This is a genomic window from Streptomyces sp. NPDC005799, assembly GCF_040630525.1.
Lineage (GTDB): Bacteria > Actinomycetota > Actinomycetes > Streptomycetales > Streptomycetaceae > Streptomyces > Streptomyces griseorubiginosus_B.
The window spans coordinates 21,328-46,854 of sequence record NZ_JBEXXQ010000039.1; the positions used below are offsets into that span (position 1 = coordinate 21,328).

Sequence of the window (25,527 nt, forward strand, 5' to 3'; positions counted from 1 at the left end):
GTGTGGCAGGAGGGTCTGACAACGGCCTCAGCCCGCGGTGGGCGGGGCCTGCAGGTATCCCTCCAGCAGCTTCGCCAGCTCGGTCTCCGCCGTCTCCTTGCGGATCCCGAGGCCGGACAGCACCCCGGTGCCGTGCTCGAACTCCAGCAGGGCCAGCAGGATGTGCTCGGTGCCGATGTAGTTGTGGCCCAGGCGCAGGGCCTCGCGGAAGGTGAGCTCCAGGACCTTCTTGGCGTCCGAGGAGTACGGCACGAGTTCCGGGCCCTGCTCGGCGGCGGGCGGCAGCGCGGCCCGCGCGGCCTCCCGCACCGCGTCCAGGGAGACGCCCTGCGCGGTGATCGCCTTGGCGGCCAGCCCGTCCGGTTCGGCGAGCAGGCCGAGCACCAGGTGGGTGGGCACGACCTCGGTGTGGGGCGCGGCCTTGGCCTCGTTGTGCGAGGTCATCACGACGTTGCGGGCGCGCGGCGTGTACCGGCCGAAGCCCTGGTTCGGGTCGAGGTCGGCCGACTCCTTCGGCACGAACCGCTTCTGCGCGGCCTGCCGGGTGACGCCCATGCTCTGGCCGATGTCGGTCCAGGACGCGCCCGAGCGGCGGGCCTGGTCCACGAAGTGGCCGATCAGGTGGTCGGCCACCTCGCCGAGGTGGTCGGCGGCGATGACGGCGTCCTGGAGCTGGTCCAGGGGTTCGGAGTGCACCTTCTTGATCGCCGCGATGAGGTCGTCGAGACGTACGGATGACGTGGTCGGGTTCGTCGACATGTGTCAACCTTAGGTTGACAGCAGAGGGGTGTCAACCGTCGGTTGACAGTTGCCGGGAAGTCCATCGCTGTCAGTGCCCCGTGTCACGATCGAGGGGTGAGTACAGCCAGCACCGTCGACCGTGCCTTCCGGGCCGCCCTCTACGCCGAGTCGGACACCGCCCTCGACACCGGCGCCTCCCTGCTGGCCGCCGACCCGGCCGCGGACGAGGAACTGGCGCGCCGGGGCCGGGAGTTCGTGGCCTCGTCCTGGCAGCGCGGCTGGCAGCCCGCCGATGTCGTACGGATCGTGCGGCGCGAGCTGGAGGACGCGCATGTGCGGCTGGCGTCGGCGCTGATCCGCGCGCAGTCGCCGGACGACCGCCCCCGCGGCCCCCGCTGGAGGGCCCAGGTGGAGGAGCTCACCGGGGAACCGCCTGCCGGCACCGACCGCTTCACGCACGCGACCACCGCCCTGGAGCTGTACCGACTGCTGCTGCGCCTGCCGTCCCTGGAGCCGCTCGACGAGCACGAGCCCGCCCGCACGCCGGCCGCCCGCCCCGAGTCCCGCATGCTGGCGCGCATCCGCGCGCTGCTGGCCAAGGCGGAGGCGACCGGTTTCCCGGAGGAGGCGGAGGCCCTCACCGCCAAGGCGCAGGAACTCACCGCCCGCCACAGCATCGACGAGGCGCTCCTCGCGGCCGGGACGCCCACGGGGGACACCCCAGGTGCCTGGCGGATCGGGGTCGAGCCGCCGTACGAACAGGCGAAGGCGGTCCTGCTGGACGCGGTGGCGGCCGCCAACCACTGCCGTGCGGTGTGGAACGAACCCTTCGGCTTCTCCACGGTCGTCGGTTTCGCCACCGACCTGGAGGTGGTCGAACTGCTCTACACCTCGCTCCTCGTGCAGGCCACGCACGCGATGACGAAGGCCGAGGCGGCCCAGCGTGCCGGCGGCCGCAGACGCACCAAGACCTTCCGCCAGTCCTTCCTCGCGGCCTACGCCCACCGCATAGGCAACCGTCTCGGGAAAGCCGCCGAGATGCAGGTCACCGACGACCTGCTGCCGGTACTGGCCTCCCGCGAGGTCGCCGTCACGACCGAGACGGACCGTATGTTCCCGAAGACGACCATGAGCCGGCTGCGCGGGGTGACCGACGCGGCGGGCTGGAGCGAGGGCGCCGAGGCCGCCGACCGGGCCCAGGTGGGGGCCCGGCCGCGGCTGCCGTGAGCCGGCGGTCCGTCAGTCGCCCGCCTGCGTGAGGGGCGTCACCGACGCTTCCGGAGCATCACCCTTGAGGGCGACATCACCGTAGGACCAGGCGAAGCTGTGGCCGGCGGTGGAACCGGGCAGGGTGAACTTCGCGGTCTTCACCGCGAGGCTCTGCTTGCCGCCGGCCTCACCGCGCGTGTAGGTGATCGTGAACGAGGCCGTCGCGTCCTTGGCAAGCGTCAGCTTCGCCGGCTTCCCGCTCTTGTCGGCGGGGACCGTCTTCGAGCTGTCACCGGCGACGAGGTCGACGCCCGGGAAGCCGTTCAGCGTGCAGCTCGTGCCGCGGTTGGTGACCGTGACGGTGACGTCGCCGGTGTCCCCGGCCGACGGCGCCGCGCTGGCGGCGACCGCGACGCCGACCGTGCACCCGGCTTCGGTCTTGTTCTTGTCGCCGTCGTCACCGCCGCCGTTGCTGTCGCAGGCGGTCAGGAGCAGGGCCGAGGCGAGGGCCGCGACGGCGAGCGGGGTGGTGCGCATGTGGTTCCTCTGGTGATCAGGGGCGTGACGCCGCCGAACCTACTGCCCCGCACCGGCCGTCGGCAGCCCGGACGGCAGCTTGCCACCCTCCGCCTTGGTGTACGTCTCCTTGCCGAGCGCCCCCGACCAGGTGATCTTCAGCGCGCTCCCCGAAACGGAGTCGACCATCCCGGTGGCCCGCTTCTTGTCGCCGTTCGTGCAGGTCAGATGGATCATCTGCATGCCCGCTTCCTTGCCCGCGGTCCCGCTGCACACGCTGCCGCCGGTGGAGAAGAGCGCGGCCTGCTTGCCGGTGATCACCATCGCCACCGCCTTGCCGTCGGTGGTGGCGAGCCAACTGCCCTGCAGACCGCCGGACGCGGTGGTCGACGTACCGCCGGAGCCGCCCGTGCCCGCGCCGGAGGACGAGGCGACCGACGAGGGGCTCGCCGACGAGTCGTCCTTGGAGCCGCCACCGCCGCTGCACGCGGTCAGCGCGAGCACGCCCGCGAGCCCCGCGGCGGCCGCGGCGATCCGCACCGGCCGACGCGGCGCCGTACGAGAGGGACGCGGGAAGGTCGCCGTAGTCACTGGTAGCTCCCAAGCTCTAGCGGACCGTGGCCGGCCGGCCATCCGGCCGGCCGCAGCAAGCTACCAGCCGCACCCGTCGATGCCATGAGGAGCGCCTGTGAGACTTCGTGGCAGGACTTGCGTACCCCCTGCTGAGCCACGCGAGCGCCGCATACGCTCCGCGCGACCGCCTGAACGGTGGAACAGGAACGGCTCCCAGTGCGTCTGTTCCTAGTGGACGGGGGATGTCCGCCGGGCTTCGGGGAAGACGCCGATCGACCCGGTAAAGGAGTCGTCAAAGCTGTAACCACAGGACCACCCCCCGTGCACGTGCATCTGCTCATGCATCTGCACGTGAACAGGGTTATGATCCGGGTCAGTTGACCACTGCATCACTGGCCCCAAGGCCACCGCACCACCGGGGAGCGACCTGTGGACCACGACGTGTACAACGACGTGTACAACGGCATGGCGGCCACGGAGCTGGACGGGGTGGCCTGGCAGAAGAGCCGGCACAGCAACTCCCAGGGTTCCTGCGTGGAGTTCGCCCGGCTGCCCGGCGGCGACGTCGCCGTCCGCAACTCCCGCTTTCCCGACGGTCCGGCCCTGGTCTACACCCGCGCCGAGATAGAGGCGATGCTCCTGGGCGTCAAGGACGGGGAGTTCGACCACCTGGTCGCGGGCTGAGGACCGGGCCGCCGACCTGCGACCCGGCTGAGTGACGCGCGTAGAGACAACGGTGTCACGCTGCGTCGACAAAGCTCACTCGGCGGACGCCTGCTGTACCTGCGGCAGCCGGAACAGGGCCCACACGACCTTGCCGCTCAGCGTGCCGGCCAGCGGGTGCCAGCCCCAGCTGTCGGCGAAGGAGTCGACCAGGAACAGCCCCCGCCCGGACTCCGCGGAGAAGTCCTCGGTCTCCCGCTCGACGGGAGAGTCCTGGCTGGGATCGCGGACCGCGCACACCAGCCGCTCGGTCCACCGCATCAAGTGCAGCCGCACGAGCGGCACTTGCTCCGCCGAGCACACCGCGCCCGCGGGCAGGGCGTGCCGCAGGGCGTTGGTCACCAGTTCCGAGACGACCAGGCACACGTCGTCGAACCGCTCGCCGACGTCCCACTGGTCGAGGGTTCTCCGGGTGAACAGCCTTGCCTCGCGCACCGCTTCGTAGCGGGCGGGCAGGGCGCAGGAGGCGGCGTTGGACACGGCCGCGGGATCAAGCGGCGGAAGGCCCTGCCGTAACGGCTCGAGCATGGTCGATCCATTCGTCCCCATGCGAGGCACTCCCGGGAATTCGCGGTCGTTGCGATGCAGCGGATGCGCGAGACCATGGTTTCGGATGCGCGGTGCAGATGCAAGGTGCAGATGCACGTGCAGGTGACCGAATTGGACGTTCCCGTACCGCTTCTTGGTCATTTTTTCCGCCATCTTCTCTCCCGCTACTTGCCAACTCCTTCCTTCGGCCTGCGCAGAATCTTTGACTTCTTTCCATCTCTGTAATCGGACGAGTACTGCTCGGAGTGTTTTAGTGGCAGACTTCGGCCCCTGAAGGCGTTGGGGAGGCTGGCGAACGTGAGCGTGGGAGAGCCCGGATCGGTGGTGCGGCGCATGCTGCTCGGCTCGCAACTCAGGCGACTGCGCGAGGCGCGCGGAATCACGCGCGAGGCGGCGGGTTACTCGATCCGTGCCTCGGAGTCGAAGATCAGCCGGATGGAGCTGGGCCGGGTGAGCTTCAAGACACGGGACGTGGAAGACCTGTTGACGCTGTACGGCATCACCGACGAGACGGAGCGCACCTCGCTGCTGTCCCTCGCGCGTGAGGCCAACGTGGCGGGCTGGTGGCACAGTTACTCGGACGTCCTGCCGAGCTGGTTCCCCACCTATGTCGGTCTGGAGGGCGCGGCCTCGCTGATCCGCGCCTACGAGGTGCAGTTCGTGCACGGACTGCTGCAGACGCCGGAGTACGCGCGCGCGGTGGTCAAGCGCGGCATGAAGGGCGCGAGCGAGTCGGACATCGAGAAGCGGGTGGAGCTGCGCCTGGAGCGCCAGAAGTACCTCGTCTCGGAGAACGCCCCAGACTTCCACATCGTCCTGGACGAGGCCGCGCTGCGCCGCCCGTACGGCGACCGGGAGGTGATGCGCGGTCAGCTCCAGCACCTGATCGACATCTCCGAGCAGCCGAACGTACGGCTGCAGATCATGCCGTTCAGCTTCGGTGGCCACGCCGGCGAGAGCGGGGCGTTCACCATCCTGTCCTTCACGGAGTCGGACCTCACCGACGTCGTCTACCTGGAGCAGCTGACCAGCGCCCTCTATCTGGACAAGGCCGAGGACGTCGCCCAGTACGAGAAGGCGCTGGGGGAGCTTCAGCGGGACAGTCCGGGGCCGGACGAGAGCCGTGACCTTCTGCGGGGTCTCCTCCAGCTTTCCTGAGGTTCTCCCCAGAAGTTCGGTCCGCATCCCCAACTCATGTGGCGCGCACGTACGATGACGTGTGATCAGACCGTCACGTTGATCGTGTGTCTGCTAGTGATTTGGGGATCACATGTCGTCGTACTTCACCGACCTGGCCCAGCAGTACATCGACGGTGAGTGGCGCCCGGGCACCGGCTCCTGGGACATCATCGACTTCAACCCGTACGACAACGAGAAGTTGGCGTCGATCACCATAGCCACGGTCGAAGAGGTCGACGAGGCGTACCGGGCGGCGGCCCGTGTCCAGAAGCAGTGGGCGAAGACCAACCCCTACACCCGGCGCGCGGTCCTGGAGAAGGCACTCAGACTGGTCGAGGAGCGCGAGCAGGAGATCGCCGATCTGATCATCGCCGAGCTCGGCGGCACCCGGCTGAAGGCCGGCTTCGAGCTGCACCTGGCCAAGGAGTTCCTGCGCGAGTCGATCCAGTGGGCGCTGCGCCCCGAGGGCAGGATCCTGCCCTCGCCGGTGGACGGCAAGGAGAACCGCCTCTACCGCGTCCCGGTCGGCGTGGTGGGTGTGATCAGCCCCTTCAACTTCCCCTTCCTGCTGTCCATCAAGTCCGTCGCGCCTGCCCTCGCGCTGGGCAACGGCGTCGTCCTGAAGCCGCACCAGAACACCCCGATCACCGGCGGTTCCCTGGTCGCCAAGATCTTCGAGGACGCGGGCCTGCCGGGCGGCCTGTTCAACGTGGTCATCACGGACATCGCGGAGATCGGCGACGCCTTCATCGAGCATCCGGTCCCGAAGGTCATCTCCTTCACCGGCTCCGACAAGGTCGGCCGGCACGTCGCCACCGTCTGCGCCGCGAGCTTCAAGCGCTCGGTCCTCGAACTCGGCGGCAACAGCGCCATCGTGGTCCTCGACGACGCCGACATCGACTACGCGGTCGACGCGGCGGTCTTCAGCCGCTACGTCCACCAGGGCCAGGTCTGCATGGCCGCCAACCGCGTGCTCGTGGACCGCTCGATCGCCGACGAGTTCACCGAGAAGTTCGTCGCGAAGGTCAGGACCCTCAAGGTCGGTGACCCGAGCGACCCGCAGACGGTGATCGGCCCGGTCATCAACTCCTCGCAGGCGGACGCGGTCTCCTCCGTCGTCGAGCAGGCGATCAGCGAGGGCGCGACGGCCCTGGTGCACGGCACGACCACCGACAACCTGGTCGAGCCGTCCGTCCTCACCGGCGTCCCCGCCGACTCGGCCCTGCTGCGCCAGGAGGTCTTCGGCCCGGTCGCCTTCCTCATCCCCTTCGACGGCGAGGAGGAGGCCGTGCGCATCGTCAACGACACGCCCTACGGTCTGAGCGGCGCCGTCCACACCGGTGACATCGAGCGGGGTGTCGAGTTCGCCAAGCAGATCGACACCGGCATGTTCCACGTCAACGACGGCACCGTCCACGACGAACCCGTCGTCCCCTTCGGCGGCGAGAAGAACTCCGGCATCGGCCGCCTGAACGGCGAGGGGACCGTCGAGTGCTTCACCACGCAGAAGTGGATCTCGGTGCAGCACGGCCGCAGCGCATTCCCGTTCTGATTTCCTCCGGTCGCGCGGGCCATCGAGGACAGGATCTGACCTCGATGGCCCGTAGTTTCATGGGTGTCAGGGGGCAACCCCACAGGACCCGACGAAAGGCGGCCGGTCATGGTCACCCACGTTCCCGCGGAGGCCCGGGGAGACGAGCGCGGAGCGCTGCTCGCGTTCATCGAGGAGCAGCGCGGCGGCATCCGGCGGGCGCTGCTCGGACTGACCGAGGAGCAGGCCGCGAGCAAGCCCAGCGCCAGTGACCTCTCGCTCTCCGGTCTGCTCAAGCACGTCGCCGAGGTCGAGCAGAGCTGGATCGCGCGCGCCAAGCAGGAACCGCCGGCGATCCAGCGGGACGAGTCCAACTGGCACGAGACCTTCCAGCTCGTCGGCGACGAGACGGTCGAGTCCCAGCTGGGCCACTGGGAGAAGGTCGCCGCGGAGACCGAGGCGTACGTCCGCTCCGTACCGAGCCTCGACGACTCCTTCCCGCTGCCGAACGACCCCTGGTTCCCGCCGGAGGGAAGGGTCTCCGTGCGCTGGCTCTGCCTGCACCTGATCCGCGAGACCGCCCGGCACGCCGGCCACGCCGACATCATCAGGGAGTCGCTGGACGGCGCGACCGCCTTCGAGCTGGTGGCGAAGGAGCAGGGCACCAGCTGGGGCTGACCCTCCCGGGTCCTACGCTGGCCCCATGTCAGCGATCCGTCTCCTCGTGCTCGGCGCGGTCCGCCAGCACGGGCGGGCCCACGGCTACCAGGTGCGGAGCGACCTGGAGTACTGGGGCGCCCACGAGTGGTCCAACGCCAAGCCCGGCTCGATCTACCACGCGCTCAAGCAGATGGCCAAGCAGGGGCTGCTGCACGCGCACGAGGTCGCGCCGTCCACGGCCGGCGGCCCGCCGCGCACGGAGTACGAGATCACCGACCGGGGCACCGAGGAGTACTTCCGGCTGCTGCGCGAGGCGCTGACCTCGTACGACCAGAAGATGGACGTCAAGTCCAGCGCGATCGGCTTCATGGTGGACCTGCCGCGGGCCGAGGCGGTGTCCCTCCTGAAGGAGCGGATCCGGCGCATCGAGCAGTGGCGCTCGTCCGTCACCGAGCACTACGTGCCCGAGGACGGCCCCGAACAGCTCGGCCACATCGGCGAGATCATGAACCTCTGGATCCACACGGCCGACGCCGAGCTCGAGTGGATCCAGGGGCTGATCGGACGGATCGAGGGCGGGGCGTACACGTTCGCGGGAGAGGGCGAGCCGTTCGTGGGCGTCCTCGCCGCCGACCAGGAGAACCCGTACGCCACCGGGGAGCGGCATCCGGAGGACGACCGCTGATCACGTAGCCCCTAGTGATGGAAACCGGTGGCCGCCTCCTTGTCGCGGGTCCACGGATGCGACTGCCGGCGCAGCTCCGGCAGCAGGCGGGTCAGGTCCTCGACGAACAGGTCGGCGAGGTCGGACGAGAAGCCGTTGCGGCACACGACCCGCAGCACGGACAGGTCCTGCCGGTTGGGCGGGAAGGCGTACGCGGGCACCAGCCAGCCGCTCTCCCGCATCCGCCGGGACACGTCGAAGACGTCGTACGACTCCACACCCGGCGCCGTCGTGAAGGCGAAGACCGGCAGTTCGTCGCCCCGGGTCAGCAGCCGGAAGTCGCCCAGCTGCTCGACCCGGTCGGCGATGGACCGGGCCACGTCCCGGGTTGCCTGCTGCACGGCTCTGTAGCCCTCCCGGCCCAGCCGCAGAAACGTGTAGTACTGCGCGACGACCTGGGAGCCGGGGCGGGAGAAGTTGAGTGCGAAGGTCGGCATGTCGCCGCCCAGGTAGTTGACGCGGAAGACGAGTTCCTCCGGAAGGGCCTCGTTGTCCCGCCACAGTGCCCAGCCGACGCCGGGGTAGACCAGCCCGTACTTGTGCCCGGAGGTGTTGATGGACGCCACGCGCGGGAGGCGGAAGTCCCACACCACGTCCTCGTCGAGGAAGGGCGCGACCATCGCGCCGGACGCGCCGTCGACATGCACCGGGATGTCCAGGCCCGTGCGCTCCTGCAACGCGTCCAGCGCCGCGCACAGGTCCGCGATCGGCTCGTAGGAGCCGTCGAAGGTGGACCCGAGGATGCCGACGACCCCGATGGTGTTCTCGTCGCACAGCTCGGCGGCGGCCTGCGGGTCGAGATGGAACCGGTCGCCCTCCATGGGCACCTGGCGGGGCTCGACCTCCCAGAAGTTGCAGAACTTCTCCCAGCACACCTGGACGTTGACGCCCATCACGAGGTTGGGGCGGGCTCCCGGTGTCCGGTTCCGCTTGCTCCAGCGCCGTTTGAGGGCCATCCCGGCCAGCATGCACGCCTCGCTGGAGCCGGTCGTCGAACAGCCCACGGCCGCCGCCGGATCCGGCGCGTTCCACAGGTCGGCGAGCATCGCCACACAGCGCCGCTCCAGCTCGGCCGTGCGCGGGTACTCGTCCTTGTCGATCATGTTCTTGTCCCGGCACTCCGCCATCAGGACACCGGCCTGCGGCTCCATCCACGTCGTCACGAACGTGGCCAGGTTCAGCCGAGAGTTGCCGTCCAGCATCAGCTCGTCGTGCACCAGCTGGTACGCCGTCGACGGCGGCAGCGGAGCGTCCGGCAGCCGGTGTCTGGGCGGTGCCGCGGTCATGCCGCCGACCGGATTGGCCTCCCCGAAGAAGGGGTTGACTGACACCTGGCGCTCTTCGGACTGTGCGGAACCCTGGTGAAGCGGCATGAACGTGTCTCCTCGCGTCTGCTGATGAACGAGTGCCGACGGAAGGGAGTTCCAATCATCCCGGGCCGGGCGGGTCCGCGAGCCGTCCCGGGAGAATCGGACTTGCACCTCACGCGACGTGAGGACCCACCGTGGAGTGCGTACCGAGAAGGGAGCGGACGAAGTGAGCTACTCCGTGGGACAGGTCGCGGGCTACGCCGGCGTCACGGTGCGCACCCTGCACCACTACGACGCCATCGGACTGCTCGTCCCGAGCGAGCGCAGCCACGCGGGGCACCGGCGCTACGGCGAGGCCGACCTCGACCGGCTGCAGCAGATCCTGTTCTACCGGGAGCTCGGCTTCCCGCTCGAGGAGGTCGCGACCCTGCTCGACGACCCGGACGCGGACCCGCGCGCGCATCTGCGCCGCCAGCACGAGCTGCTGACCGCCCGGATCGAGAAGCTGCGGAAGATGGCCGAGGCCGTGGAACACGCCATGGAGGCACGGAAGATGGGCATCAATCTCACCCCGGAGGAACGCTTCGAGGTCTTCGGGGACAAGGACCCCGAGCAGTACGCCGAGGAGGCCGAGCGCCGCTGGGGCGGTACCGAGGCGTACGCCGAGTCACAGCGCCGGGCCGCCGGCTACACCAAGGCCGACTGGAAACGCCTGCAGGCCGAGGTGGACGACTGGAGCACGCGCTACGCGGCCCTGGTGTCCGCCGGTGAGCCGCCGACCGCCGAGGCGGCGATGGACCTCGCGGAGGAACACCGCCTGCACATCCACCGGTGGTACTACGGGTGCGGCTACGAGATGCACGGCTGTCTGGCCGACATGTACGTCTCCGACGAGCGCTTCAAGGCGTTCTACGACGCCATGCACCCGGGCCTCGCCGAGCACCTCAGGGACGCCATCCACGCCAACGCGGCCCGGCACGCCGCGTGACGGTCCCGGCCCGGGGGCTCACTCCCGGGCCAGGACCACCGCGGTGCCGTAGGCACACACCTCGGTGCCGACGTCGGCCGCCTCGGTCACGTCGAAGCGGAACATCAGCACCCCGTTCGCCCCACGCGCGCGTGCCTGCTCCACCAGCCGCTCCATGGCCTGGTTCCGGGTCTGCACCAGCGTCTTGGTGAGGCCCCTGAGCTCACCGCCGATCATCGACTTCAGCCCGGCCCCGATCTGGCTGCCGAGGTGCCGGGACCGCACGGTGAGGCCGAACACCTCACCGAGGACCTGCTGCACCCGGTACCCGGGAACGTCGTTCGTCGTCACGACCAACACATCCGGCTGGGGCCCCTGGCCGCCGCCGTACTCATCGATGCCCATGACTCTCAGCTTTGCCCCAGGAGTCGCACAGTGCATCCTGGAGACACCGGTGGAACCTGGGGCGGACACCTTGCGTTGATAGCTTTGTGCGCCCGTAGAAGGTCGCCGTACCTTCCCCCCAGCCCTCAGGGAGCCCGGAACCGTGACGTCGCTTGCCCTCGGCCCGAGCTGGCTCGATCCGAACCACCTTCTCGACACGTTCGGCATCTGGGGTCTGCTCCTGATCGTCTTCGCGGAGTCGGGCCTGCTCATCGGCTTCTTCCTGCCGGGCGACTCGCTCCTGTTCACCACGGGCCTGCTGATCACCACCAACCAGCTGAACTTCCCGCTGTGGGGAGCGATCGCCCTGATCTGCGTCGCCGCGGTCCTCGGCGACCAGGTGGGCTACATGTTCGGCAAGAAGGTCGGCCCCTCGCTCTTCAACCGCCCCGACTCCCGCCTCTTCAAGCAGGAGAACGTGGTCAAGGCGCACGAGTTCTTCGAGAAGTACGGCCCGAAGTCCCTGGTCCTGGCCCGCTTCGTGCCCGTGGTCCGCACCTTCACGCCGATCATCGCCGGCGTCAGCGGCATGAAGTACCGCTCGTTCGTGATCTTCAACGTGATCGGCGGTGTCCTGTGGGGCGCCGGCGTCACCCTGCTCGGCTCCTGGCTCGGCAAGATCGACTTGGTCAGGAACAACATCGAGGCGATCCTCATTCTGATCGTCCTCGTCTCGGTGGTCCCCATCGCCATCGAATACCTGCGCGCCCGTTCGAAGGCGAAGAAGAACCCCGAGCGCGCCGCCGCCGAGCCCGTCCAGGAGCAGACCCAGCCCTTCCCGGTGGTCATGGACGACTCGACGACCCAGCTGCGCCGTATCCCGCCGGCTGACCAGCCGTATCAGCAGCCGTACGACCCCAACCAGCAGCCGTACGACCCGAACCAGCAGCCGTACGACCCGAACCAGCAGCAGTACGCGCCGCAGTACCCCCAGCAGACGTACCCGCAGCAGCAGCCGTACGGGGGCGGGCAGCCCCAGCAGCCGTACGGCGCCGGGCAGAACGGCCAGTACCCCTACAACCAGGGCTACTAGAAAGCCCCGGGTCCACCAGGGCTGCTAGAAACCACGCGTCCGCTTGGCGGCCCGGCGCTTCTCGGCCGACCCGATCCGCAGGAACAGCCGTGAGATCTCCGATCCCAGGTTGACCCCGATCGCGATGGCCATGGCGAGCGAGGCGGCCGTGGCCAGCGACACCAGCCCCTTGTCGACGTTGTTCTGGGCGATCGACAGCAGCCCGAAGTACGTCGACGAACCCGGCAGCAGGGGCCCGATGGCCGCCGTCGTGTACGGCAGCGCGGAAGCGAACCGGTAGCGGGACAGCAGCTGCCCGAACAGCCCCACGAGCCCGGCGGCGACGGCCGTGGAGGCGACCGGCGACAGCCCGCCGGGGTAGCGCAGCGCGCCGTACACGCACCACGCGACACCGCCGTTGAGCGTCACCCACAGCACGGTCGAGCGCTCCTGCTGCAGCAGCACGGCGAACGTCAGCGACAACAGCATCGAGGCGGCGATCTGCCACAGCGGCCGCTCGGCGATCTGCAGGGCCGCGTCCGGGTTCAGCTTGGCGCCCAGGTTCACCCCGAAGTACAGGACGACCAGCACGCCGGTGACGATCCCGACGAACAGGTAGATGACCTCCAGCAGCCGCGCGGAGGCCGTGATGTAGAACCCGGTCAGCCCGTCCTGCACGCCCGCCACCAGCGCCCGCCCGGGAAGCAGCGCGAACAGCCCACCGGTGATGACCGCGGAGGCCTTCACGTCCACATGGGCCACGGTCAGCGCGACCCCGATCGCCGCCGGCGGCATCGCGGCCACCGTGAACTGGTAGAACTCCGGCAGCCCGCGCCCCGCGCACAGCCACGCCAGCCGGTCGCCGAACATCGCGCCCAGCATGGCCGCGACGAACACGACCAGATCACCGCCGACGAGCACGGACGCGGCCCCGGCGAGCAGTCCGCTCGCCCCGGTCAGCACCCAGGTCGGATACGGGTGCCGGTTGCGCCGTATCTCCGCGAGCCGCCGGTAGGCCTCCTCCAGGGAGATGCTGGTCTCCGGGTCGCTGAGGTCGTCCACGAGCCGGAAGACGGCCGCCAGCCGCGTGTAGTCCGTCGCCCGCCGCCGCACCGTCCGCGAGGCCGTCACCGGGTCCTCCACCAGCGAGGGCTGATAGGAGATCGACAGCAGCGTGAAGGTGACGTTCGGCTCGCAGCGGTCCAGGCCGTAGGACCGGCACACCGCGAACATCGCGGCCTCCACGTCCTCCGCGCCCTCACCGCCGGCCAGCAGCAGCTCCCCGATGCGCAGCGTCAGGTCGAGCACGCGCGGGACGGCGGGACCGCCCTCCTCCGCCTTCGGACCGGGCTCCGGCGCGGGCCGCTCGGCCACCGGCATCCGCAGCATGGTGCGCATGCGGTCCTGCCAGGGCACGTCCTTGGTGAGGCTGACCACGGGGATGCCGGTCGCCGGGGTGAACGCGGCCGGCGCCTGCTTGCTGCTGTAGGTGCTCGGCGCGCTGAACGCGGAGCCCTCGGACTCGGCGTTCGACGGCTGCGGCACGTCCAGCCCGTCCGGGACGGCGAACTCCGACGTGGTCTCCGGCTCGGCGACCGCTCTGGGGGCTGCGAGCCCGGCCGGAAGGGCGAACTCCGATGTGATCTCGGGATCGAACGTGCCCCTCGCCTCGTCCGACTGCGGTTTGCGGTACTCCGCTTCCGTCACCTGCGCAACGCTCCCTGTACGACACCTCCTGCCACCCTCAGTATGCGCACAGGCACACGAAGGGGCCGCACGCGCATGCGTACGGCCCCTTCACAGGAGTCCGGGGCTCAGTGGCCGCCCTGCTCCTTGAACCGCTTGTAGGAGCGCTCGATCTCGGCCTCGGCGTCCGTGCGGCCGACCCAGTTGGCGCCCTCGACGGACTTGCCGGGCTCCAGGTCCTTGTAGACCTCGAAGAAGTGCTGGATCTCCAGACGGTCGAACTCGGAGACGTGGTGGATGTCACGCAGGTGCTCCACGCGCGGGTCCGTGGAAGGGACGCACAGCAGCTTGTCGTCACCGCCCGCCTCGTCCGTCATGCGGAACATGCCGATCGCGCGGCAGCGGATCAGACAGCCCGGGAAGGTCGGCTCGTCCAGGATGACCAGCGCGTCCAGCGGGTCGCCGTCCTCGCCGAGGGTGTTCTCGACGAAGCCGTAGTCGGTCGGGTAGGCGGTCGAGGTGAAGAGTCGACGGTCCAGGCGGATCCGACCGGTCTCGTGGTCCACCTCGTACTTGTTCCGCGAACCCTTCGGGATCTCGATCGTGACGTCGAACTCCACCGGTGGCTCCTCCATGATCAACACATAGTTCTGGTGGTTAAGTGTCCCTCACGCACGTGTGTGATCGCGAAAGGGGCTGGTGGTCGTGCCTGAACTGAGGCCTTGGCGAGCCGCGAGACCGCACGTGGTGCGGGCCGCGAACGCCGTACGACCGCGTCTGGCACGGGCCGCCGGGACCGTACGCCCGCAGCTCGAACGAGCCGCGAACGCCGCGCGTCCCCGCCTCGAACGAGCCGCGGCGGCCGCGCGACCGCGGCTCGCGCGGGTGCTGTCGGCGAGGCCGAAGACCACCGGGACCTGGCAGTACACCGCGGGTGCCGCCACCGCCGGAGTGGCGCTGGCCGTCACCGTGGTGACCGCCGCCGGCCCCTGGGACTCCACCGGTCAGCGTACGGCCGAGGCGGACCGGGCGGTTGCCCTGGAACGCGCGGGTGGCGCAGATCACGGCCGTACATCCGATACGTCCGACAAGGCCAGGGCACCCGAGCCCGCGCCGAGCGCCGCCTCGGTCCTCGTCGGCCTCGGCGGCTCCGCGAACACGGTGAGGTCCGCGCCGGTCGGACCGGCGCTCACCGACGTCCTCCGGCCGCTCCTCGGCGCCGTGGCCCTCGGCGCCCACCGCGCCGCCGCGGTCGTCGACGTCAGCACCGGCAAGCGCCTCTACGGCAGCGACGTGGACGACCCCCTCACGCCCGCCTCCACGACGAAGATCGCCACCGCTGTCGCCGCGCTGTCGGCGATGGGCGCAGACCACCGCCTCACCACGCGCACCGCCCTGGAAGCGGACACCAAGGAACTCGTCCTCGTCGGCGGCGGCGACCCGACGCTGACGGCCCGCAAGGACACCGACGGCTGGGCGAGCCTGCGCGACCTGGCCGACAGGACGGCGACGGCCCTGAAGAAGCGCGGCATCGACCGCGTCACGCTCTCCTACGACACCACCCTCTACACCGGTCCCGCGGTGCACCCCATCGGCGCCGACAACGACAACCTCGCGCCGGTCAGCGCCCTGATGGCCGACGAGGGGCGCACGGACGACTCCACCAGCGGAACCGCGATCCGGGTGGCGGACCCGGCCGCCGACGCGACGGCGAAGTTCGCGGGCTTCCTGGCCGCGGACGGCATCCGGACGACGCCCCCGGGCCCGTCCAGGGCGACGGCCCGCGCCAGGACACTGGCCTCCGTCTCCTCACCCCCGCTCGCCGACCTGGTCGAGCGCATGCTGACCAACTCCGACAACGACATCGCGGAGGCGCTGGCCCGCCAGACGGCGGTGGCGACGGGGAAGCCGGCAAGCTTCGACGGCGGCGCGGCGGCGATCGCCGCCCAGCTGAGGACACTCCAACTTCCCGTGAAAGGCGCTCAGTTCCATGACGGCAGCGGCCTGAACCGGGCCGACAGACTGACGGCCGGCCTTCTGACGGCCCTCCTGGTCAAGGCCGGAGCCCCGGACCACCCCGAACTCCGTCCCGTCCTCACCGGCCTTCCGGTGGCGGGCTTCACCGGCACCCTGACCAGCCGCTACACCAACGGCGCGGCAGGAGTCGTACGAGCCAAGACCGGCACCCTGACCGGCGTGAACACCCTGGCCGGCACCGTGGTCGACCAGGACGGTCGGCTGCTCGCCTTCGCCTTCCTGGCGTCCGACACGGCAAGCAAGGATGCGGCCCAGTCGGCGCTGGACCGCACGGCGACGGCCCTGGCCGCCTGCGGCTGCCGCTGACCCCTCCGGCGCCGGACCCGGTGCCGCGGGCCGCCGCGCCCTGCCCCCAGCGGGAACGCTCACGTACGGTTGACACATGACGAGCATCGGTGGTGCCGAGATGGTCGACTGGAATCTCGCGGTCGCGACCGCGACCCGGCTCGTGCGGCCGGGCCCCGACGTGAGCCGCGACGAGGCCCGAGCGGTCGTCGCGGAACTGCGCCGGCATGCCAAGGCCTCCGAGGAACACGTCCGCGGCTTCACCCGGATGGGCACGGAGGAGACCCACGACACCCCGATCCTGGTCGTCGACCGGCCCGGCTGGGTCCGGGCCAACGTCGCCGGCTTCCGGGAGATCCTCAAACCGCTGCTCGAGAAGATGCAGGAGCGGCGCGGCAGCAGCCCCGGCGGCGCGGTCCTCGGCGCGGTCGGCGGCAAGGTCACCGGCGTCGAACTGGGCATGCTGCTGTCGTTCCTGGCCTCCCGCGTGCTAGGTCAGTACGAGACCTTCGCCCCCGCCACCCGCGAGCTGCCGGCCGGCGAGAACGGCGGCGGCCGGCTGCTCCTCGTCGCGCCCAACATCGTGCACGTGGAGCGCGAACTCGACGTCCAGCCCCACGACTTCCGCCTCTGGGTCTGTCTGCACGAGGAGACGCACCGCACGCAGTTCAGCGCGGTGCCCTGGCTGCGCGACCACCTCGAGGGCGAAATCCAGTCTTTCCTGGGGGAGACCGACGTCGACCCGATGACCGTCCTGGAGCGCATCCGGGAGGCCGCCCAGTCCCTCGCGGGCGGGCGCCCCGAGGCGGAGGAGGACGACGGGGGGCGCTCCTTCGTGGAGATCGTGCAGACCCCGGCCCAGCGCGAGATCCTCGGCCGTCTCACCGCAGTGATGTCCCTCCTCGAGGGTCACGCCGACTTCGTGATGGACGGAGTGGGCCCCGACGTCGTGCCGAGCGTGGCCGAGATCCGCGAGAAGTTCCAGCAGCGCCGCGCGAAGGGCGCCTCCCGGCTGGACATGGCACTGCGCAAGCTGCTCGGCCTGGACGCCAAACTCAGGCAGTACCGGGACGGCGAGCGGTTCGTGCGGGCCGTCGTCGACCAGGTCGGCATGGACGGCTTCAACCGGGTGTGGACGTCCCCGAACACCCTGCCGACCAAGTCGGAGATCGCCAAACCGGCGGACTGGGTCGCGCGGGTGCACCGCAAGAGCGAGTCGTGAACGCCGCAGGGACGTCGTGAACCGAATCCGGCCGACGGCAGGCGAACGCCCCTTCAATCACCCGTCCGAGGGACCGTGAGCCATGGGTAGGCGTGCAATGCTCGGGGAACGGCCCGGTTCTGTCACCATCGACACACTCTGAGTGACCGAACCTCGGGCTCACCCCCCGAAAACTTCATGAAGGGAACCGGACATGGGTCCCCATCCTGCGGTCGCGGCGATACGCCTGGCGGTCCGCCGCGTCCTTCACGACATCCTCAACGACGACCAGCCCACCGCCGGGCGGACCGCACACGAGCCCCCGCCCGCGCCGCTCGTGCTCGTGGCGTGCTCCGGCGGCGCCGACTCCATGGCGCTCGCCTCCGCCCTCGCCTTCGAGGCCCCCAAGCTCGGCATCCGCTGCGGCGGCGTCACCGTCGACCACGGACTGCAGCCCGGCTCCGATCTGCGCGCCGAGGAAGTCGCCCTGCGGCTAAGCGAGTTGGGCCTGGACCCGGTCGAGTCCGTCGCCGTGACCGTCGGCCGCGAAGGCGGCCCGGAAGCCGCCGCCCGCGACGCCCGGTACGCCGCCCTCGACGCGGCCGCCGCCCGCCACGGCGCCACCGCGATCCTGCTCGGCCACACCCGCGACGACCAGGCCGAGACCGTTCTGCTCGGCCTCGCCCGCGGCTCCGGCATCCGCTCCCTGTCCGGAATGGCCGCGGTCTCGGGGGCCGACGGCCGTTACCGCCGCCCCTTCCTCGAACTCGACCGGCAGACCGCCCGCAAGGCCTGCATGGTCCAGTCGCTGCCCGTCTGGGACGACCCGCACAACGCCGACCCCGCCTACACCCGCTCGCGGCTGCGCCACGAGGGCCTGCCCGCCCTGGAGAAGGCGCTCGGCAAAGGCGTCGTCGAGGCCCTCGCCCGTACCGCGCAGCTCTCCCGCGACGACGCCGACGCCCTCGACGCCTGGGCCCGCCAGGCCGAGGCCGCCGTGCGGGACAGCGCGGGCCTGCTGGAGTGCGCCAAGCTCTACGCCCTGCCGCCCGCCGTGCGCCGCCGCATCCTGCGCCAGGCGGCCATCGAGGCCGGCGCCCCGGCCGGCTCGCTGTTCGCCCGCCACATCGAGGAAGTCGACCGGCTGATCACCGGCTGGCGCGGCCAGGGAGCCATCAATCTCCCGGGCAAGGTCGTCGCCCAGCGCCAGGGTGGCAGACTGGTGATTCGGCAAGGCTGAACCTCATCCCGATGTGTGCGGGATCCGGCCCCGCTTCCGGGGCCGGGCAGCCGGTGGGACGACCGAAAGTGATGCGGGTGGACGCGAAAGACATGGGTGCCGACCTCAAGCAGGTGCTCATCACCAAGGAAGAGATCGACGCGAAGCTCGTCGAGCTGGCCGCGAAGATCGACGCGGAGTACGCGGGCAAGGACCTGCTCATCGTCGGCGTCCTCAAGGGCGCGGTGATGGTCATGGCCGACCTGGCCCGGGCGCTGTCCACCCCCGTCACCATGGACTGGATGGCCGTGTCCTCGTACGGCGCGGGCACCCAGTCCTCCGGCGTGGTGCGGATCCTGAAGGACCTCGACACCGACATCAAGGGCCGGCACGTCCTGATCGTCGAGGACATCATCGACTCCGGACTGACCCTGTCGTGGCTGATCAACAACCTCGGCTCGCGTGAGCCGGAGTCGCTGAAGATCTGCACCCTGCTGCGCAAGCCGGACGCCGCGAAGGTCGCCATCGACGTCGAGTGGGTCGGCTTCGACATCCCGAACGAGTTCGTCGTCGGTTACGGTCTGGACTACGCGGAGAAGTACCGGAATCTTCCGTTCGTCGGTACGCTCGCCCCCCACGTCTACGGCGGCTGAGCCGGCCTTGGGGCCAAGCGAGCCGTCTTTGTAGGACGATCGGGAACCCCGGCGGGTTTCGCGCCGTTGGAGCATGCAGAGGCGGGAATGCCAGCCGTCCGAGCCGCTGAGTGCGGCTTCGGGCAACAATGCTGGGGTACCGTCAGAAGAACTGTCTTATCAAACTCACTATGGCAGGAGGGACGGGGCGACACCGCTCCGTATGGATGGACGTGAAGCGATACTTCCGTGGGCCGGTCATGTGGATCGTGCTGGCCGTCCTTGCCGTGGTCGTGTTGATGCAAGTCGTCGGCTCGTCCGGCGGCTACAAGACGGTGGACACCGGCCAGGTCGTGGCGGCGATCAACGACAACAAGGTGGAGAGCGTCAAGCTCACCACCGGTGACGAGCAGACCGTCAAGGCCCAGCTCAAGGACGGTTTCAAGGTCGAGGGCAGCTCGAAGATCCAGGCCAGCTACATCGGCGACCAGGGTGTGGCCCTCGCCGACAAGCTGCAGACCAAGTACCAGGACAAGCAGATCCCGGACGGCTACACCGTGTCGCCGTCCAAGCAGAACCCGTTCCTCGGCATTCTGCTCTCCCTGCTCCCCTTCGTCCTGATCGTGGTCGTCTTCCTGTTCCTGATGAACCAGATGCAGGGCGGCGGCTCCCGAGTGATGAACTTCGGGAAGTCCAAGGCCAAGCTGATCACCAAGGACACCCCGAAGACGACGTTCTCCGACGTCGCGGGCTGCGACGAGGCCGTCGAGGAACTCCACGAGATCAAGGAGTTCCTGCAGGAACCGGCAAAGTTCCAGGCCGTCGGCGCCAAGATCCCCAAGGGTGTGCTGCTCTACGGCCGCCCCGGTACCGGCAAGACGCTGCTCGCGCGAGCGGTCGCCGGTGAGGCGGGGGTTCCCTTCTACTCGATCTCCGGTTCCGACTTCGTCGAGATGTTCGTCGGTGTCGGTGCCTCCCGGGTCCGTGACCTGTTCGAGCAGGCCAAGGCGAACGCCCCGGCGATCGTCTTCGTCGACGAGATCGACGCGGTCGGCCGTCACCGCGGCGCCGGCCTCGGCGGTGGTCACGACGAGCGCGAGCAGACGCTGAACCAGCTGCTCGTCGAGATGGACGGTTTCGACGTCAAGGGTGGTGTGATTCTCATCGCAGCCACCAACCGTCCGGACATCCTCGACCCGGCTCTTCTGCGGCCCGGCCGCTTCGACCGCCAGATCGCGGTCGACCCGCCGGACCTGCAGGGCCGCCTGGAGATCCTCAAGGTCCACCAGAAGGGCAAGCCGGTCGCCCCGGACGTCGACCTCGCGGCCGTCGCCCGCCGGACGCCGGGCTTCACCGGCGCCGACCTGAGCAACGTCCTCAACGAGGCCGCCCTGCTCACGGCCCGCAGCGACCGGAAGCTGATCGACAACTCCATGCTGGACGAGGCGATCGACCGCGTGGTGGCGGGCCCGCAGAAGCGGACCCGGATCATGTCGGACAAGGAGAAGAAGATCACCGCGTACCACGAGGGCGGACACGCCCTTGTCGCGGCGGCCTCCCCGAACTCCGACCCGGTCCACAAGATCACGATCCTCTCCCGAGGACGTGCTCTGGGCTACACGATGGTCCTGCCGGACGAGGACAAGTACTCGACCACCCGCAACGAGATGCTCGACCAGCTCGCCTACATGCTGGGCGGTCGCGCGGCCGAGGAACTGGTCTTCCACGACCCGACCACGGGCGCGGCGAACGACATCGAGAAGGCCACCGCCACGGCCCGCGCGATGGTCACCCAGTACGGCATGACCGAGCGTCTGGGCGCCATCAAGTTCGGCGGCGACAACACCGAGCCGTTCCTCGGACGTGAGATGGCTCACCAGCGCGACTACTCGGAAGAGGTCGCCGCGCTGGTGGACGAGGAAGTCAAGAAGCTCATCGAGAACGCGCACAACGAGGCCTGGGAGATCCTGGTCGAGAACCGCGACGTCCTCGACAACCTCGTCCTGCAGCTGCTGGAGAAGGAGACGCTGGGCAAGGAGCAGATCGCCGAGATCTTCGCTCCCATCGTCAAGCGCCCGCCGCGTCCGGCCTGGACCGGCTCCTCCCGCCGCACGCCGTCCACCCGTCCGCCGGTGCTCTCCCCGAAGGAGCTCGCCCTGACGAACGGCGCCAATGGCGCGACCCCGGCGATCTCCACCGCCAAGTCGACAGCGGCGGAGCACGCTCCGGTGGTCGAGCCGGCTTCGGAGGACCGTCCCGAGAGCTGACGTCACTTCCGGCCACCGAGACCGGAATGGATGCACGCGCCCCCCAGGTTCTAGCCTGGGGGGCGCGGCGTTTATGGCTGCGCGCGGGTGACACCAGAGGAACGAGGCACGAGATGACCGACCCTGTGACGCTGGACAGCGAGGGCGAGATCGGCGAGTTCGACGAGAAGCGTGCCGAGAACGCCATCCGCGAACTGCTGATCGCGGTCGGCGAGGACCCTGACCGGGAGGGCCTGAAGGAGACGCCGGCGCGGGTGGCGCGGGCGTACAAGGAGATTTTCGCGGGCCTGTGGCAGAAGCCCGAGGACGTGCTGACGACGACGTTCGACCTGGGCCACGACGAGATGGTGCTGGTGAAGGACATCGAGGTGCTCAGCTCGTGCGAGCACCATCTGGTGCCCTTCGTCGGGGTCGCCCACGTCGGCTACATCCCGTCCGCCGACGGCAAGATCACGGGCCTTTCGAAGCTGGCCCGGCTGGTGGACGTCTACGCCCGCCGTCCGCAGGTACAGGAACGACTCACCACGCAGATCGCCGACTCCCTGATGGAGATACTGGAGCCGCGTGGCGTGATCGTCGTCGTCGAGTGCGAGCACATGTGCATGTCGATGCGCGGTGTCCGCAAGCCGGGGGCGAAGACCATAACGTCGGCGGTCCGTGGCCAGCTGCGCGACTCCGCCACCCGCAACGAGGCGATGAGCCTCATCATGGCGCGCTGACGGCCCTACGCCGCTGAGGCCGCCCCGTTGTTGTGCTCGTCGTCCTCCGGGAGCTTGCAGACCCGCTCGAGGAAGATGGCCGCCACTATGACCGCGATGCCCGCAACGACCGAGAAGCCGGCGTAGATGGCCTGATCGCGGCGGGCCAGGATGTCGAGGAGTTCCAGCAGGAAGACGCCAGTGCCGCCGTACATCCCGGCGACCAGGGCGGCCACCAGGGCGCTGGCCTGGCCGAAGACGACCGCACGGGCCGCCATCAGCGGGTCCACGCCCTTGGCCTCGGGGCGGCGCTCGCGCTGGGCCTTGAGACGGGCGCGGATCGAGAGCGCCGTGGCCGTCAGGACCACCGCGATCAGGGCCAGGACGATCGGCGCCGCCAGGGGGACGCTCGGCAGGGTCCCGATCGAGTTCCACAGGCGGGCGCCCGCCCAGGACAGGATGGCGGCCACGACGAACACTCCGACCAGCACCCTGATGCGCAGCTCTCTCACGGTGTCCCTTCAGCTCCCCCGGATCCCGGGATCGTCCCGCGGCCTGTGGTCGTCCCGGCCTCGCCCTGACCTTAACGACTACTCGGGCAGGTGGAGTTCCAGGTCCTTGCGGGGCGTCACGCCATCGCGGGTGACGGCGGCGAGGAGATCGGCGACGGCGCCGCGGCCGGGCAGCTGCGCCTCGGGCTCCAGATCGTGCCAGGGAGCGAGGACGAAGGCGCGCTCGTGGGCGCGCGGGTGGGGGAGGGTGAGACGCGGGTCGGCGTCGACGACGTCGGCGTACGCGACGATGTCGACGTCCAGGGTGCGGGCGCCCCAGCGCTCGTCCCGGACCCGGTGGAAGGCCTCCTCGACCGCGTGCGCCCGCTCCAGGAGCGAGGACGGCGGCAGGGTGGTCTTCAGCACGACCACGGCGTTGAAGTACGAGGGCTGGCTGCCGGGCTCGACGCCCCACGGCTCCGTCTCGTACACCGGCGACACGGCCTTGATCCGGACGCCCGGGGTGTCCTCCAGGGCGTCGATGGCGCCCTGGAGGGTCTCCAGGCGGTTGCCGAGGTTGGAGCCGAGGGAGATCACTGCGCGTTGGGGGTTGTGCAGCGTCGTGTCGGCGGCGTCCACCTGCTGCACGACGGAGGCGGGCACCGGCTGTACGGTCGGGTCGCTGTGCCCCTCGGTGAAGAACGCGGTCATACTCGGCTCCGGGTGATGGTGACGGTCACGTCGTCGAAGGGGACGGTGATCGGCGCGTCCGGCTTGTGGACGCAGACCTCGACCTCCTGGACCCCGTCGTGCTTCAGACATGCCTGGGCGATGCGCTCGGCGAGCGTCTCGATGAGGTTGACGGGTTCGCCCTCGACGACGGCCACGACCTCCTCCGCCACGATGCCGTAGTGCACGGTCTTCGCCAGGTCGTCGTCCGCCGCGGCCGGCCGGGTGTCCAGGCCCAGGACGAGGTCCACCAGGAAGGTCTGGCCCTCCTCGCGTTCCTTGGGGAACACACCGTGGTGCCCGCGGGCCTTCAGGCCGCGCAGCGCGACACGATCCACGCGAATCACTCCTGCAATCGTCGGTGACGGCCGGTCGGTGCCGTGTGCGGGCGGCACACCGGCCTCGAACGAATCTACCTGCGGGCACTGACAGGGCCGGGCCACGGGGCCGCGGGCCCGAGCCGGGGCCAGGAGGTTTCATCGGCTGTTTCCCCTGGGGAACCCGGTGGCTCACGGGTTGGTAGCCGCCCCTACCCAGGCCGTCGTGATTCCAACCACTTCTTGCTCCCGGTGGGTGTTGCGGGTGTCGGCGGACGGTCTCGGCCCGTGGATGTCCTAACCGGGCGACTACCCCGTCAGGACGGGGTGTCCTCGTCCTCGGCCTCGTCGTTTTCGGCCAGAACGGGGGAGGCGTGGTGGGACCACAGCTTCCAGCCGTCGGGAGTGCGGCGGAACACATTGGTCGCGACCACCAGCTGGCCCACCAGAGGTCCCAGCTCCTCGTCGCCCTTGGGGGCCGGGCCGCCGCTGAGGATGTTCTCGGTGCAGGTGACCAGGGCCGTGTCGCCGGTGACCGAGACGTGCACGTCGGTCAGGAAGAACTGGATGTAGTCGGTGCTCGCCATGATCAGCGCGTACGACCTCAGGACCTCGCCGCGACCGGTCAGCACGGGCCAGCCCGGGTGCACGCAGGAGACCACACCGGTGTCCGCCGGGTCGTGGTACTCCTCGTCGACGCCCAGGTCGGCGGGGGTCAGCCAGAGCGAGGACACCTCCTCGAAGTCACCGCGCTCCAGGGCCTCGTAGAACGCGGTGTTGGCCGCCTCCACCTGCTCGACATCGGTGTGGGGGGCGCTCACCGGGCTCCTTCTGAGCCGTGGGAGCCGTGGGAGCCGTGCGCGCGTTCCGGATCGCGCGCCCCGCGTGTGGTGTCGGAGCCCGGCGCGCTTCCGGCCGCGCGCGCTTCTTCCACGGCGCGCGCGACCCGTACCGCGTCCGCTGTCGCGCGGACCTCGTGCACGCGGACCGCCCACGCGCCGGCCTGCGCGGCGAGCGCGGAGACGGCGGCCGTGGCGGCGTCGCGCTCGCGTGCGGGCGGGGGCGCGCTCTCCGGGCCGGCGAGCACGCGCCCCAGGAACCGCTTGCGGGAGGCGGCGACCAGCAGGGGGCGGCCGAGACCGAGCAGACGGTCGAGGTGGGCCAGCAGGACGAGGTCGTGCTCGGCGTCCTTGGAGAAGCCGAGACCGGGGTCGACGACGATCCGGTCGGGGGCGATGCCGCCGGCGAGGACGGTGTCCACGCGCGCGCGGAGTTCGTCGACGACCTCGGCGACGACGTCGTCGTACACCCCCCTGACGTTGCCGCCCTCCAGGAAGCCGCGCCAGTGCATGACGACGAAGGGGGCGCCCGAGGAGGCGACGACGGGGATCATCGCGGGGTCGGCGAGGCCGCCGCTGACGTCGTTGACGAGGGCCGCGCCGGCGGCGAGGGCCTGCTCGGCGACGGACGCGCGCATGGTGTCGACGGAGACCGTGACGCCTTCGGAGGCGAGGCCGCGGACGACGGGGACGACGCGCCTGAGTTCCTCGGCGGCGTCGACGCGGGTGGCGCCGGGGCGGGTGGACTCGCCGCCGACGTCGACCAGGTCCGCGCCCTCGGCGACCAGCTCCAGGCCGTGCTTGACGGCCGCCGTGGTGTCGAAGAAGCGGCCGCCGTCGGAGAAGGAATCGGGCGTGACGTTCACGACTCCCATGACCGCGCAGCGGTCCCACTGCGGAAGGCCCGCGACGCGCCCGCGTCCGCTCTCATTGCTCATACGTTCAGCGTAGGCCCCACAACGGGCCCGAAGACGCCGCGGCCCGGCCG

At 70.0% G+C, this 25,527-nt stretch carries 27 protein-coding genes; 14 read left to right on the top strand and 13 right to left on the bottom strand.

The window, feature by feature from the left end; all coding sequences use genetic code 11:
* Positions 1 to 27: 27 nt before the first annotated feature.
* On the bottom strand, positions 28 to 759 hold the full coding sequence (locus tag ABZ453_RS32810) for a Clp protease N-terminal domain-containing protein (RefSeq protein ID WP_359020641.1): 732 nt from the start codon (positions 757 to 759) through the stop codon (positions 28 to 30).
* Between the two features lie 96 nt (positions 760 to 855).
* On the opposite strand from ABZ453_RS32810, the gene ABZ453_RS32815 reads away from it, so the two are divergent.
* Complete coding sequence (locus ABZ453_RS32815) at positions 856 to 1,968, top strand: DUF2786 domain-containing protein (protein WP_359020643.1); 1,113 nt, start codon at positions 856 to 858, stop codon at positions 1,966 to 1,968.
* Between the two features lie 12 nt (positions 1,969 to 1,980).
* On the opposite strand, the gene ABZ453_RS32820 is transcribed toward ABZ453_RS32815, so the two are convergent.
* Positions 1,981 to 2,487, bottom strand: a complete 507-nt coding sequence (locus ABZ453_RS32820; protein WP_359020645.1) for a DUF4232 domain-containing protein — start codon at positions 2,485 to 2,487, stop codon at positions 1,981 to 1,983.
* 39 nt (positions 2,488 to 2,526) lie between these two features.
* Positions 2,527 to 3,057 carry a hypothetical protein gene (locus ABZ453_RS32825; protein ID WP_359020647.1) on the bottom strand — a complete coding sequence of 177 codons (531 nt, stop codon included), beginning with the start codon at positions 3,055 to 3,057 and terminating at the stop codon, positions 2,527 to 2,529.
* 447 nt (positions 3,058 to 3,504) lie between these two features.
* Here ABZ453_RS32825 and ABZ453_RS32830 point away from each other — a divergent pair, with 447 nt between their 5' ends.
* Positions 3,505 to 3,723 carry a DUF397 domain-containing protein gene (locus tag ABZ453_RS32830; RefSeq protein WP_240865671.1) on the top strand — a complete coding sequence of 73 codons (219 nt, stop codon included), beginning with the start codon at positions 3,505 to 3,507 and terminating at the stop codon, positions 3,721 to 3,723.
* A gap of 75 nt (positions 3,724 to 3,798) precedes the next feature.
* On the opposite strand, the gene ABZ453_RS32835 is transcribed toward ABZ453_RS32830, so the two are convergent.
* Complete coding sequence (locus tag ABZ453_RS32835; protein WP_358602307.1) at positions 3,799 to 4,290, bottom strand: ATP-binding protein; 492 nt, start codon at positions 4,288 to 4,290, stop codon at positions 3,799 to 3,801.
* 354 nt (positions 4,291 to 4,644) lie between these two features.
* On the opposite strand from ABZ453_RS32835, the gene ABZ453_RS32840 reads away from it, so the two are divergent.
* The 4 genes from ABZ453_RS32840 (at position 4,645) to ABZ453_RS32855 (ending at position 8,366) form a co-directional block, all read left to right on the top strand.
* Positions 4,645 to 5,469 carry a helix-turn-helix transcriptional regulator gene (locus ABZ453_RS32840; protein ID WP_359020763.1) on the top strand — a complete coding sequence of 275 codons (825 nt, stop codon included), beginning with the start codon at positions 4,645 to 4,647 and terminating at the stop codon, positions 5,467 to 5,469.
* Between the two features lie 112 nt (positions 5,470 to 5,581).
* Positions 5,582 to 7,042, top strand: coding sequence for an aldehyde dehydrogenase family protein (locus ABZ453_RS32845; protein WP_359020649.1), 1,461 nt, complete (start codon positions 5,582 to 5,584; stop codon positions 7,040 to 7,042).
* Between the two features lie 108 nt (positions 7,043 to 7,150).
* The gene (locus tag ABZ453_RS32850) at positions 7,151 to 7,699 is read left to right on the top strand and encodes a DinB family protein (protein ID WP_359020651.1); all 549 of its coding nucleotides are present in this window, start codon (positions 7,151 to 7,153) and stop codon (positions 7,697 to 7,699) included.
* Positions 7,700 to 7,724: 25 nt separating this feature from the next.
* Positions 7,725 to 8,366 (top strand): PadR family transcriptional regulator, encoded by a 642-nt coding sequence (locus ABZ453_RS32855; RefSeq protein WP_359020653.1) that lies wholly within the window; start codon positions 7,725 to 7,727, stop codon positions 8,364 to 8,366.
* Positions 8,367 to 8,377: 11 nt separating this feature from the next.
* Here the strand turns inward: ABZ453_RS32855 and ABZ453_RS32860 are convergent, their stop codons facing one another.
* Positions 8,378 to 9,778: a glutamate decarboxylase gene (locus tag ABZ453_RS32860; RefSeq protein WP_359020655.1), complete on the bottom strand. Its 1,401-nt coding sequence runs from the start codon at positions 9,776 to 9,778 to the stop codon at positions 8,378 to 8,380.
* Positions 9,779 to 9,941: 163 nt separating this feature from the next.
* On the opposite strand from ABZ453_RS32860, the gene ABZ453_RS32865 reads away from it, so the two are divergent.
* Positions 9,942 to 10,703 carry a MerR family transcriptional regulator gene (locus tag ABZ453_RS32865; RefSeq protein WP_359020657.1) on the top strand — a complete coding sequence of 254 codons (762 nt, stop codon included), beginning with the start codon at positions 9,942 to 9,944 and terminating at the stop codon, positions 10,701 to 10,703.
* An 18-nt stretch (positions 10,704 to 10,721) separates the two neighbouring features.
* Here the strand turns inward: ABZ453_RS32865 and ABZ453_RS32870 are convergent, their stop codons facing one another.
* Complete coding sequence (locus ABZ453_RS32870; protein ID WP_133044272.1) at positions 10,722 to 11,087, bottom strand: YbjQ family protein; 366 nt, start codon at positions 11,085 to 11,087, stop codon at positions 10,722 to 10,724.
* 142 nt (positions 11,088 to 11,229) lie between these two features.
* Here ABZ453_RS32870 and ABZ453_RS32875 point away from each other — a divergent pair, with 142 nt between their 5' ends.
* Entirely contained in the window at positions 11,230 to 12,159 is a 930-nt protein-coding gene (locus tag ABZ453_RS32875) for a VTT domain-containing protein (protein WP_359020659.1), read from the top strand.
* 24 nt (positions 12,160 to 12,183) lie between these two features.
* Here ABZ453_RS32875 and ABZ453_RS32880 read toward each other — a convergent pair whose 3' ends face one another.
* Positions 12,184 to 13,845 (bottom strand): threonine/serine exporter family protein, encoded by a 1,662-nt coding sequence (locus tag ABZ453_RS32880; protein ID WP_359020661.1) that lies wholly within the window; start codon positions 13,843 to 13,845, stop codon positions 12,184 to 12,186.
* A gap of 107 nt (positions 13,846 to 13,952) precedes the next feature.
* The gene (locus tag ABZ453_RS32885) at positions 13,953 to 14,444 is read right to left on the bottom strand and encodes an inorganic diphosphatase (RefSeq protein WP_029394330.1); all 492 of its coding nucleotides are present in this window, start codon (positions 14,442 to 14,444) and stop codon (positions 13,953 to 13,955) included.
* Between the two features lie 79 nt (positions 14,445 to 14,523).
* Between ABZ453_RS32885 and dacB the strand changes: the two genes are divergently transcribed.
* The 6 genes from dacB to folE all read left to right on the top strand — a co-directional run bounded on the left by dacB (position 14,524) and on the right by folE (position 22,184).
* The gene (gene dacB, locus ABZ453_RS32890; RefSeq protein ID WP_359020663.1) at positions 14,524 to 16,167 is read left to right on the top strand and encodes a D-alanyl-D-alanine carboxypeptidase/D-alanyl-D-alanine-endopeptidase; all 1,644 of its coding nucleotides are present in this window, start codon (positions 14,524 to 14,526) and stop codon (positions 16,165 to 16,167) included.
* A 76-nt stretch (positions 16,168 to 16,243) separates the two neighbouring features.
* On the top strand, positions 16,244 to 17,368 hold the full coding sequence (locus tag ABZ453_RS32895; protein ID WP_359020665.1) for a zinc-dependent metalloprotease: 1,125 nt from the start codon (positions 16,244 to 16,246) through the stop codon (positions 17,366 to 17,368).
* A 193-nt stretch (positions 17,369 to 17,561) separates the two neighbouring features.
* Positions 17,562 to 18,587, top strand: a complete 1,026-nt coding sequence (gene tilS / locus ABZ453_RS32900; protein WP_359020667.1) for a tRNA lysidine(34) synthetase TilS — start codon at positions 17,562 to 17,564, stop codon at positions 18,585 to 18,587.
* Positions 18,588 to 18,658: 71 nt separating this feature from the next.
* Positions 18,659 to 19,219 (top strand): hypoxanthine phosphoribosyltransferase, encoded by a 561-nt coding sequence (hpt, locus tag ABZ453_RS32905; protein WP_133044376.1) that lies wholly within the window; start codon positions 18,659 to 18,661, stop codon positions 19,217 to 19,219.
* A gap of 206 nt (positions 19,220 to 19,425) precedes the next feature.
* Positions 19,426 to 21,465 (top strand): ATP-dependent zinc metalloprotease FtsH, encoded by a 2,040-nt coding sequence (gene ftsH, locus ABZ453_RS32910; protein WP_359020669.1) that lies wholly within the window; start codon positions 19,426 to 19,428, stop codon positions 21,463 to 21,465.
* A gap of 113 nt (positions 21,466 to 21,578) precedes the next feature.
* On the top strand, positions 21,579 to 22,184 hold the full coding sequence (gene folE, locus ABZ453_RS32915) for a GTP cyclohydrolase I FolE (RefSeq protein WP_356767504.1): 606 nt from the start codon (positions 21,579 to 21,581) through the stop codon (positions 22,182 to 22,184).
* A gap of 5 nt (positions 22,185 to 22,189) precedes the next feature.
* On the opposite strand, the gene ABZ453_RS32920 is transcribed toward folE, so the two are convergent.
* The 5 genes from ABZ453_RS32920 to folP form a co-directional block, all read right to left on the bottom strand.
* Positions 22,190 to 22,675, bottom strand: coding sequence for a DUF3180 domain-containing protein (locus tag ABZ453_RS32920; protein ID WP_359020672.1), 486 nt, complete (start codon positions 22,673 to 22,675; stop codon positions 22,190 to 22,192).
* Between the two features lie 78 nt (positions 22,676 to 22,753).
* Complete coding sequence (folK, locus tag ABZ453_RS32925; protein WP_359020674.1) at positions 22,754 to 23,365, bottom strand: 2-amino-4-hydroxy-6-hydroxymethyldihydropteridine diphosphokinase; 612 nt, start codon at positions 23,363 to 23,365, stop codon at positions 22,754 to 22,756.
* Positions 23,362 to 23,721: a dihydroneopterin aldolase gene (gene folB, locus ABZ453_RS32930; protein ID WP_133044282.1), complete on the bottom strand. Its 360-nt coding sequence runs from the start codon at positions 23,719 to 23,721 to the stop codon at positions 23,362 to 23,364. Before folB ends, folK begins: the two co-directional genes overlap by 4 nt.
* Positions 23,722 to 24,017: 296 nt before the next feature.
* Complete coding sequence (locus ABZ453_RS32935; RefSeq protein ID WP_356767499.1) at positions 24,018 to 24,521, bottom strand: nuclear transport factor 2 family protein; 504 nt, start codon at positions 24,519 to 24,521, stop codon at positions 24,018 to 24,020.
* Entirely contained in the window at positions 24,518 to 25,477 is a 960-nt protein-coding gene (gene folP, locus ABZ453_RS32940) for a dihydropteroate synthase (RefSeq protein WP_359020676.1), read from the bottom strand. Before folP ends, ABZ453_RS32935 begins: the two co-directional genes overlap by 4 nt.
* Between the last annotated feature and the right edge of the window lie 50 nt (positions 25,478 to 25,527).

Coding starts and splice junctions, on each gene's coding strand:
- folE (WP_356767504.1), top strand. CDS start 21,579: ATGACCGACCCTGTGACGCTGGACAGCGAGGGCGAGATCGGCGAGTTC.
- folP (WP_359020676.1), bottom strand. CDS start 25,477: ATGAGCAATGAGAGCGGACGCGGGCGCGTCGCGGGCCTTCCGCAGTGG.
- ABZ453_RS32870 (WP_133044272.1), bottom strand. CDS start 11,087: ATGGGCATCGATGAGTACGGCGGCGGCCAGGGGCCCCAGCCGGATGTG.
- ABZ453_RS32840 (WP_359020763.1), top strand. CDS start 4,645: ATGCTGCTCGGCTCGCAACTCAGGCGACTGCGCGAGGCGCGCGGAATC.
- ABZ453_RS32850 (WP_359020651.1), top strand. CDS start 7,151: ATGGTCACCCACGTTCCCGCGGAGGCCCGGGGAGACGAGCGCGGAGCG.
- ABZ453_RS32810 (WP_359020641.1), bottom strand. CDS start 759: ATGTCGACGAACCCGACCACGTCATCCGTACGTCTCGACGACCTCATC.
- ABZ453_RS32860 (WP_359020655.1), bottom strand. CDS start 9,778: ATGCCGCTTCACCAGGGTTCCGCACAGTCCGAAGAGCGCCAGGTGTCA.
- folK (WP_359020674.1), bottom strand. CDS start 23,365: ATGACCGCGTTCTTCACCGAGGGGCACAGCGACCCGACCGTACAGCCG.
- ABZ453_RS32895 (WP_359020665.1), top strand. CDS start 16,244: ATGACGAGCATCGGTGGTGCCGAGATGGTCGACTGGAATCTCGCGGTC.
- ABZ453_RS32845 (WP_359020649.1), top strand. CDS start 5,582: ATGTCGTCGTACTTCACCGACCTGGCCCAGCAGTACATCGACGGTGAG.
- ABZ453_RS32835 (WP_358602307.1), bottom strand. CDS start 4,290: ATGCTCGAGCCGTTACGGCAGGGCCTTCCGCCGCTTGATCCCGCGGCC.
- ABZ453_RS32820 (WP_359020645.1), bottom strand. CDS start 2,487: ATGCGCACCACCCCGCTCGCCGTCGCGGCCCTCGCCTCGGCCCTGCTC.
- ftsH (WP_359020669.1), top strand. CDS start 19,426: ATGGACGTGAAGCGATACTTCCGTGGGCCGGTCATGTGGATCGTGCTG.
- tilS (WP_359020667.1), top strand. CDS start 17,562: ATGGGTCCCCATCCTGCGGTCGCGGCGATACGCCTGGCGGTCCGCCGC.
- ABZ453_RS32855 (WP_359020653.1), top strand. CDS start 7,725: ATGTCAGCGATCCGTCTCCTCGTGCTCGGCGCGGTCCGCCAGCACGGG.
- hpt (WP_133044376.1), top strand. CDS start 18,659: ATGCGGGTGGACGCGAAAGACATGGGTGCCGACCTCAAGCAGGTGCTC.
- ABZ453_RS32830 (WP_240865671.1), top strand. CDS start 3,505: ATGGCGGCCACGGAGCTGGACGGGGTGGCCTGGCAGAAGAGCCGGCAC.